The organism is Bacillus sp. ISL-78, from assembly GCF_018613455.1.
GTDB classification, from domain to species: Bacteria; Bacillota; Bacilli; order Bacillales; family DSM-1321; genus Peribacillus; species Peribacillus frigoritolerans.
In genome coordinates this window covers 1-9,586 of record NZ_JAGGQC010000035.1, presented here as the reverse complement: position 1 = coordinate 9,586, position 9,586 = coordinate 1, and the positions used below count along the sequence as shown (strand labels likewise).

Genomic DNA, 9,586 nt, shown 5'->3' with positions numbered 1-9,586 from the left:
CATGTGTGCTTCCCGTAAGGGAGCGACAGTCAGTGGTGCACCTTGGTCGTTGGAGTCAGACTAACGGATGGGCTCTAACGCACCATAGTTCATCGACCTTCCTCTCCCAGCCGTAGAATCAGTATTGACCGTTCTGAACCATTTTCATTCTCTGTGGTGAAGCGCTGATTTTTGCGCTTCATGGATGGCTAACGGGTTAGGATAGTTGAAGAGTGCTCTTTGACTTTTCTTCAACTATTGGGACAGTTTGTTGAAGAAGGATGTTTTCTGTTTTTAGAGAAATAGAATTTAAAAAAGCCATCCTCAAAAATAGGTGGCTTGTGATATTTGTCATTCTTGTTTTATAAATAAAGAATCTGCTGGCATACCCTCTGTTAATTTTCATGAACAGCAATTTTCCAATTACTTAGGAAACTTTATAAATAATAACACCACTAATCCTGAGATATATTAAAAACAGCAATAATGCAACAATGCATATCGTTCCGATTGAAGCTAAAACATTAAGGATTTTATTTGCTTTTGTACTGAACAGCTTACAAAATACAATATTAACTCCAACTCCGATAATTCCACCTAAAGTATTCCCCATAAAGTCAGTTATATCACTAGCGCCTATAGCAAAGATGAATTGCAATCCTTCAAATAACAAACTAACTCCTGCTATTACTGCAATCTTTTTCAAGAAAGACCAATTTGGTTTTAGCATACTGATATAAATTCCCAATGGGATAAATGCAAGTACATTATAGATTATTTCATTAAAATCTATTTGATTATTAACATTAGCTGAACCAGCCAAAGGGATTAAGTTGATTTCCCTAAAATCCGGCAAGCCTTGGAATGAAAATTGCATTTTAAAGACTATAATCCATGTTAATGCAAATAAATATATGGCCAACAAGCCAGCAGTTACTTTATTTTGATTGTTTTTTGATTTTTCCATATATAGATCCCCAATTCCTAATTCATTTTCAATTTATATTCTATGCTTTAACCTACTTTACACTATGCTATCATCTCCGAAAGTTTTTCGGATCCTCTACTTTATCTTGGGATATCGGTAATAACTTAAAAATAAAAGATAATGCAAAAAACCAATAAAAACCCCCACCTTTTCATTTTTAGTCTCCTCCATGAAGTGACTTGTTTATAGGATAGGAAAAACTTTTAAAATAAAAAGTGGTGTAAACATTAAATTTTTCTTAAATTTTTACTTTGGATTTATTGTTAATCTTCTTGGGGATCCGCCATTGGTAATTGTGTCTTGAAATGCGAAGTTTTGTATAAAGTTGTGATAATTTTCTTTTCAATCAAAGATTTCTACATGAGTTTTGATTAAACTTTTAGAAGACGAAGAGTCCATTCAAAAGGAAAGGAAACCATTGTGATTACTTTTATTAGCCACAGCTTGGAGTTTACAGAAAAAATTTTAATCAAACTTTATTCAAAATGAATTTTGGCATACGGCCAGAGAAATTGTAATCACGTCGATAAAGTTGTTCCGATAAGAATCGCTTTTCTTAATGAACGAACGGGGGCGTTAGCTGAAGAAGACCCGTTTGCTTTATGGTATAGTTCATTAAATTCAGTTTGTAGATTATGGGGAAATTTAGTGACAAATAAGTTGAAATATGTAATGGGATTGTTTTTTGAAGAAAGAGAAAGTACTAAACCATTCATACTGATTAGATATTTAAAGAGCTTAATTTTAATTTCATGAAAAATATATATCTTTTATTAGGAATTGGTTCAATAATGGATGGATTTGAAAGTTTTTTTAAAAAGGAAAATAAGAGGCAGATGTTATTGAATTTTGGTATTGCGTTTATTTGTTTCGTAAAACAATCCAGAACCTAAGTTAAACGACAAAAAGTAGAAATCTTGCGCTGCTTCTTTCGTCATTAGAATTTCTCCTCCTCTTTCTTTTCTTTACTAATACATTATTCTTCGATTCTAACTTTTCGCCTGTTACATACGGTAGTGTCAAAGTGTCATGATTTATAGGTCATGAATATAAAACTATCGGTACTACGCTCTATGTCATGCATGAAGATGACGAAAGGTCACTAGCTACAATGACTTTCCGCTTGCTACACTCGGTTTATACACTGACGAGCTGACCACTCGTTGTGCTGACAAGAAATTTTCAGTCCAAACAAAGGAGAGTCCGAAAATGAAAAAAGCAATCAATACACTCAGTCTCGCAATTCTTCTCACTTCAACTAGCATGATTTCTGCGTGTTCCCCACAATCATTAGAAGTTGGAGAATCAAAACCATCGACATCCACGCCCGATGTCCAAATGACGAAAGCTCCCAATAATGCAAAAGAAATAGAATCTTTTGCTGATCCGTTATTTGAGGAAAAAATGAAGGAGTACAATGTAAACGGTTCAAGTTTTGTCGTCGTCCATGATGGAAAGGTCGTCATCAATAAAGGGTACGGTTATGCAGATAAAGAAAAGAAGATTCCCGTCAATAAGGAAACGGTCTTCCAAATTGCTTCAGTCTCGAAAACTTTTACTGCCTTGGCCGTGATGCAACAAGTCGATAAAGGAAAGCTTAAACTAGATCAAGATGTACAACAATATCTCGGTGGATTGAAAATACCCAATAAAACAGGAAAACCCCTCACCCTGTTTGATATGCTGACCTATACCAGCGGCGTGGATTTTCCCGATATCACTACAATAACCGGACCCGAATACGTTAATCAAGATATCCCGATGAAGGAGTTTTTCTCTAAACATATGCCGACGGTGGTACGGCCGCCCGGTGAAGCTTATACCTATGACAACTTCGCATTTTCACTCGCAGGATATGCAGTGGAGAATGTTACGGGCTCATCTTTCTCAAGATATATGGAAAAGAATATTTTTAAACCATTAGGCATGAAGTCTACAAATGTACGTTTTACGCCTGATCTTCTCAAGAGAATGGCTACACATTACGGTCCCACTGGCGATCCTATTCCAACAAGTGGGCATGGTCTAACAGATGCACCACAAGGAAGCATTTTGTCCACTGGAGAAGACATGTCAAAGTACATGATTATGCAGCTACAGAATGGAAAGTTTGGAGGTAAAGAAATCGTAAGTAAAAGAAGCATGGATATGATGCATGCCTACCAAGTTTTCGCAGATAAGACGATTCCTATTGCGACAGTTGGATTTGAAACGTATTTCAATGATCTTGCTAACGGTCAACACGTGGCATTAAAGGGAGGGAATATGCCGGGACATTCTTCTTTGATGGTTTTGGTTCCTGAACAGAAAACCGCATTTTTCATGTCTTACAATAATGATGCCACTATGATGAGTAAAGACGTGTATGAAGAGTTTATGGATCACTACTTCCCTGCTCACAAGGTGGAGAAACCAATAAATCTCCCGTTAGAGGGAAAAGAAGCTCAAAAATACTTGGGCTTGTACCAAAACACACGGATATTTGCGATTCGTACCCACTTTACCTATGAAAATGGGGCGCTGGTCATGGAGGATGAAAAAACTGGAAGGCATGTCCTCAAAATGATCCATCCGTTGTTGTTTGAGGATTCGGAAGGAAATAAGGTTGCTTTCAAAAAAAATACGGCTGGAGAAATCGCATATTTTTATTACACCAACCCTAAAGGGGTAGGCTTTACCGCTCACTCCCAGAAAATCAACATCAAATCGCCTTTTGCTGATATCCCGCAAAATAGTAATTATAGAAGCCATATCGACAACCTTCATGCTTTAAACATCATGAATGCTAAAGCAGGCAATCTATTCGATCCGATGGGCACCATGACACAAGGAGAATTTGCTGATGCCTTGTTGCTTGCACATGGATGGAGCAATTTCCCAGATGACGCCAAAGAGGCCAAGAAGCAATTTATAACTGGTATACCAGGATATGACCATGCGACTCCGATTACCAGACAAGTCGCAGCAGCCATGATTCAAAACTTAAGGCAGATTCAGTCTGAACAAGCCAATCAAGTAAAATTGCTTGATGCTGCGGATGACTGGGCGGTCCAATCCATTCAAGCACTTGCCTCACAAGGAATCGTAGACCCTGATACTACCATCCACACCGACGGAACCTTTACCTTCCGTCCCAAGGATCTGTTACTACGTCAAGAAGCGAGTGCCTTACTCGATTTGGCTTTTGGTTATCATGCTTTGCCTATTAAGCAGAAGTAAGGATTCATCCAAACATGAGTCATAGCAAATATTTAAGGGGAGTACAATCATTCTTACAATAGGAGGAAAAGTAGCATTTCCTATAGGAGAGATACTTTTCTTTTTCGTATTCCTTCATTTTTCTATAAAACGTGTTAATCTTTTGTTCTAATTTCCATAAACATAACAGCTGTTATTTCTCCATCCTCCATTTTGAATGAGTTTCTTCTATGTTTAATCAATTCAGAAAGACTTAGTATATGATTATGGAAAAAACGCATGCTAAGCCCTCCAAATTAACTGGAGGGCTTTTTGGTAGCTTTGAAAAAAAGTCACGATGTTTTAAAAAAAATGCGATATCAATACTTGATTTTGGTCTTCCGCGTAATGAACTATCGGGGCAGGATAGCATTCCTGTAGTTAATCTATTAAACATTCTGACTTAGATACATATAAAAAGGGTTTAATAAGAACCGTGTTAAAAATAAAAAAACATACAAGGCGCTTAAAAATTTAACTAGTGTGTTGATTCAAGGAGGATTAATGTGCTTTTTTTTGAAAAACAGTTTAAATTTCTATAATTACTCAAACTACTATTATGTGACTTTAATTGTTAAGGTTGATAAACGATTTGATTATTGCGGGGAAGAAGCATTTGAAAAAAACAAGAGAAATATCGAAAAAGTTCTCCTGCTCCTACACGATATTCTCCGTTTGCGCCATTTTTATTGCTTCTTCACGGTTGTTGACGTCGAGCTTCGAGTAGAGCTTCGAGCAGTAATTGCGGACCGTTCCCTCCGATAAAAATAGCCTTGCGGCGATTGACTTGTAGCGCAGGCCGTTTGACAGATGCTCCAGAATCTCCATTTCTCGTTTCGTAAGCCCATACGGGTAGCTTTCCTTACTTGAGCCGATCTTCTCCAATTGCTCGCGTTGACGTTTCATCTCTTCGAAAACTCGCGTAGCGACCGATTGGTCGATCCAGGTTCCACCGTTATAAATAAGTTTCAAGGCTTCCTTCATCTCCCGCGGATGAATCGACTTCAGCATGTAGCCTTCCGCCCCGTGCTCCAATGCAGTTGTCGCCTGCAAGGTATCCTCAAACGTTGTCATGAGCACAATCTTCATATCAGGCCACCGTTGTTTCATCTCAAGTAAAGCCTCAAGCCCGTCCATTTCCTGCATGCGAATATCCATTAGCACGATATCGGGCTGCAATCGCTCACAATGTTCTAATGCTTCGCCCCCGTCCCCCGCCTTACCAACGACGGTGAAATCAGCATGCTGATCCAAAAGTTGCTTCAAACTGTCGGTAATGATCGCCTGGTCATCAACGATCAACAGGCGGATTGTGTCATGTACTGGCTCTGTCTGCAACAGAATATTACATATGACTAAAGTTCCTTGCCCAGACCCGGAATGAATGGACAGCGTGCCGTGAAATAGTTCAAGCCGTTCCTTCATCCCATTGAGCCCAAATCCGAATTGGGTTTCTTCCATTCCGATGCCGTTATCCTCGATCTGTAACCGGACCTGCTGACTATCGAAATGAAGCTGAACGGATATCACGTTCGCCTGGCCGTGCCGAACCGCGTTTGTAAGAGACTCTTGAAGGCAGCGATACAGACAAAAGTTTATTTTTTGCATAACGAGAGTCTCACTGCCAATCACACGAAATTTGACCGTTACACCTGTCGACTTCATAAACTTTTCGGTTAATTGCCGCAGCGATTCACTTAACGAATGGCTTAACGGAGTATGAGAAAGCTGGTGCAGATGCTTTCGGATATCATCCAGACTGTGCTGGGCAATACCGACAAGCGAATCGACTCTCTCGATCTGCGAAGCAGGTACGGAAGATCGCAGCGATTCGACACCGAAGATGAGCGAGGTAAGTGCATGGCCAATCGTGTCATGCAGCTCATGTGAAAGCCGGCTGCGTTCCTCAATCAGTGTAAGCTCCTCAATCCGCCCAATATGCTGCTCCAGCAACTGCTTCTGCTCTTGAATAATTTGGGCTTGCTTATGGGACTGAATTAATATATTAAACGCGATGCCGATGGCAAAACCCAGGGTGCAGCTAATGATAAACTCATACGGGAGACGATCAGCAATCCAACCGTTCAATGCCGGGAATGCGATTCCACAGAGGAGACCTGTCCACATATAGGTTTTTCGACTGCTCGCCAAGCCGATAATCATCACGAGTAAAACGAAAGACCAAAGCAAACCTGGTGCTGCGTAGGCCAAATAAAGATGAAAAATGCCCGCTGCCGTGACATCGACTGCAGGATACCGGTCTTCTTTCTTATAGCGGACGATTAATGGAACGAGGTAAACGAAAAAGGCAAGAGAAAGAACAATCCAAAGAGATGCATCGATTAATGAAGGGTTGATAAAATCAGCGCTTGCGATTATGATCAGCCAAAGCGTTCGTATGGCCAAAAATATCCAATCATACCAGAACCATTTTTTCATTATGGAGAACACGGATTATGTACACCTACTTGTTGTTTTTTTTTTGCAAACCAATTTCGAATGATTCAGAGCTATCATGTACCATAACTACCGATGCGTCAAGCAAAGGAGGGGGGAATGGTTTAGAAATTGGCTGTCAACACGTCACATGAGATTGTTGACAGTTTGTCATGCTATGTAATGAAGGGGTCGAGCGCGATGTCATCAAAAGTTTGGCGGTTTCATCACTGTCCGATTTAACAACTTTGGGGATAAGGTTAGGGAGTGAAGCAACACAACATTCCAAAATAATAGGAGCGATGCATTATGAAATCATTCATCATTCAAAAAGGAGCAGCACTTACCTTAACAGCTATATTGGCGGGTACAATGGTATACCCTAGTTATGGAACTGTACAAGCGGCGTGTACGCCAACCCAACATGCTATCGATAAAGCTGCCAATACCGACAATATTCCAGGCGTTATCAATACCGTAAAGAAAGGAGATTCGAGCTGGTCATATGCTTCCGGTGAAGCGAATATTGAAAGAAACCATAAGGTGGACGCCGACTCCGCTTTCCGGATAGGAAGTACAACGAAGTCGTTTGTCGCTACGGTTGCCTTGCAGCTTGCTGGCGAGAAGAAGCTAAGTCTCGATGATACGGTGGAGAAATGGCTGCCGGGGCTTGTGCAGGGCAAGGGTTACGACGGCAATAAAATTAAGATTCGTCAATTGTTAAATCATACAAGTGGAATTCCAGACTACTTGACTCCAGAACTCAAGACTAAATTACTCGATAATCCAGGCAAAAATTATACACCCGAACAGTTAATTGCCCAGGCCCTGGAGCTAGAGCCGGTAACGGGATGGGCATACTCAAACACGAATGCGGTTATTATGGGGCTCATTATCAAGAAGGTCACCGGGGAAACATATGCCGAACAGATTAAGAAGCGAATTATTGAACCGCTTCAACTTAAAGAAACGTTCCTCCCTGGTAGCTCGGTGGATATTCCGAAAAAAAATGCACGAGGCTACTTGAACAGTGGAGGTAAATTAGTAGATATTACTGTGCTTAACCCATCATTCGCTAACGCCGGCGGGGAAATGATCTCGACAGGGGAAGACTTGACGACGTTTTTCCGCGCTTTATTAGGCGGAAAGCTGTTGAAACCAGAGATACAGAAGGAAATGATGACCAGCACAGTCGACTCCCCATATGGAAAGTATGGACTTGGCATACACGGAACAAAACTGCCGGACGGTACCATCGTATGGGGACATGGCGGCGGTATTCCCGGATTCACCAACTTTGCAGGCGGAACGGAAGACGGTCAACATGTCATCTCTATAAATATCAATGTACTAGGAAATGCGGATAAACATATCAACGAAATTTTAGCGTCGGAATTCGCAAGAGAAGCCAAAAAAGAACTCAAGGGGAAGGAAAAGAAAAGCAAGCATCGGGAAGAAGTCAAATGCGTCATGGATGAGGTTATAACCAACAAAAGAGTCCCGAGTGTCGTGGCTGGAGGGCTACAGGACGGGAAACGCTGGCCCTACGCTACAGGTACAGCCAGCTACGAAGTACCACGCCCGGTGGAGCCGAACTTTTCATTCCGTATTGGAAGCATCACGAAGACGTTCACCGCATCAGTTGTATTGCAGTTGGCTGAGGAGAAACAATTGAACCTGAATGATTCGGTCGAAAAATGGCTGCCGGGTGTCATAAAGGGTAACGGGTATGACGGCAGAAAAATTACGATTCGTCAGTTATTAAACCATACAAGCGGGCTTGCAAGCTATACGGATTCGAATATGCGGGATATTACCTTGCCTCAAAATCCATTTCGTTATTATACCGTCGACGAGCTTATCAGTTTGGCCCTTGCAAAGCCACCTGTATTTGCACCAGGGGAGGGATGGAATTATTCCAACATCAATACAGTACTAGCCGGTCAAATTATTCAGAAGGTAACAGGAGATACGTATGCGGAGCAGATCAGGAAAAGGTTCATCGAACCGCTCGGGCTGACAGGGACATTCGTGATGGGGAATAGTTCCTATATTCCAGGTGAGCATGCCACAGGATATAATATGGACAAATCGGGTCATTTGTATGATTTGACAGAAGTGAATCAATCATGGGCAAATGCAGCCGGAGATATGGTTTCAACAGTCAATGATTTGACTACCTTCTTCAGTGCGCTTTTAGGTGGAAAACTTTTAAATCAAGAGATGATGGACCAGATGCTCACAGCAGTAGATTCACCTATGGGTAAAGTCGGACTAGGGATTTATGAAGGAAAAACGCCGGACGGGCAACCCTATTGGGGGCATGCCGGCGGTACTTTTGGATTTGAAACGAGAGTTGGCGGACCTATAGGCGGGAAGCATATTTTGGTAACGGCCATCAACTCGGTGGCCCCGGAAGTCTCGACGGCTCGCGATAAAATATTCAATAAGGAATTTGGCCGTTAAGTTTAAAGCCGACATCGTGCCCTTTATTCGGGCGGTGTCGGTTTTCTTGCTGAGATTTGCAGTCTGTTCATGTAAGGAAGGGGTACTGCCAACATTTCGGGAATTTTGTAAAGTAAGCAAATTTCACCTTAAAAAAAGCCGTTAAGGAATCAACCTTTTATTTTTCTTGTTGTTCCAAACGTTAAGTTGAATGGTTCTCAAAAAACAAATTATATGTTTTTGTACAATTACCAATGAGTAAAAAGAATGTTCATGTAAAGGTAGCTCTTACAAGGAACATTCATTAAATTATCGTTGTTAATTTTTGATATCTATTGGATTTCATTAAGATACTTCATTTACTAACATGTGCGTACAAAAAAGACTGATTTTTTGTATGAAAACACAATAGTAAAAAAGCCATGCTAAAATAAACCCTCCATATTCTCATTTTTTTGATGGGGGTAAATGTACTATGTTGTTATTTAACTGGTTATGCAG

Annotated in this window: 4 protein-coding genes and 1 pseudogene; 2 read left to right on the top strand and 3 right to left on the bottom strand. The window is 40.8% G+C overall.

All coding sequences use genetic code 11. The annotated features are described in order from the left end of the window. Window positions 1-406: 406 nt before the first annotated feature. Window positions 407-946 (bottom strand): VanZ family protein, encoded by a 540-nt coding sequence (locus J7I96_RS24710; protein WP_214771502.1) that lies wholly within the window; start codon window positions 944-946, stop codon window positions 407-409. A gap of 91 nt (window positions 947-1,037) precedes the next feature. Beyond that, window positions 1,038-1,122: pseudogene (locus J7I96_RS28925) on the bottom strand (carboxypeptidase); the annotation flags it as partial. Window positions 1,123-2,176: 1,054 nt separating this feature from the next. On the opposite strand from J7I96_RS28925, the gene J7I96_RS24705 reads away from it, so the two are divergent. Continuing rightward, window positions 2,177-4,186: a serine hydrolase domain-containing protein gene (locus J7I96_RS24705; RefSeq protein ID WP_214771504.1), complete on the top strand. Its 2,010-nt coding sequence runs from the start codon at window positions 2,177-2,179 to the stop codon at window positions 4,184-4,186. Between the two features lie 675 nt (window positions 4,187-4,861). Here the strand turns inward: J7I96_RS24705 and J7I96_RS24700 are convergent. Beyond that, a complete protein-coding gene (locus tag J7I96_RS24700) occupies window positions 4,862-6,655 on the bottom strand; it encodes a helix-turn-helix transcriptional regulator (RefSeq protein WP_214926271.1) in 1,794 nt (597 codons plus the stop codon). Between the two features lie 294 nt (window positions 6,656-6,949). On the opposite strand from J7I96_RS24700, the gene J7I96_RS24695 reads away from it, so the two are divergent. After that, window positions 6,950-9,106 (top strand): serine hydrolase domain-containing protein, encoded by a 2,157-nt coding sequence (locus J7I96_RS24695; RefSeq protein ID WP_214926262.1) that lies wholly within the window; start codon window positions 6,950-6,952, stop codon window positions 9,104-9,106. The last annotated feature ends 480 nt before the right edge of the window (window positions 9,107-9,586 follow it).

Excerpts from the sequence above, each read along its gene's own strand:
- J7I96_RS24710 (WP_214771502.1), bottom strand. The coding sequence starts at position 946 with ATGGAAAAATCAAAAAACAATCAAAATAAAGTAACTGCTGGCTTGTTG.
- J7I96_RS24705 (WP_214771504.1), top strand. The coding sequence starts at position 2,177 with ATGAAAAAAGCAATCAATACACTCAGTCTCGCAATTCTTCTCACTTCA.
- J7I96_RS24695 (WP_214926262.1), top strand. The coding sequence starts at position 6,950 with ATGAAATCATTCATCATTCAAAAAGGAGCAGCACTTACCTTAACAGCT.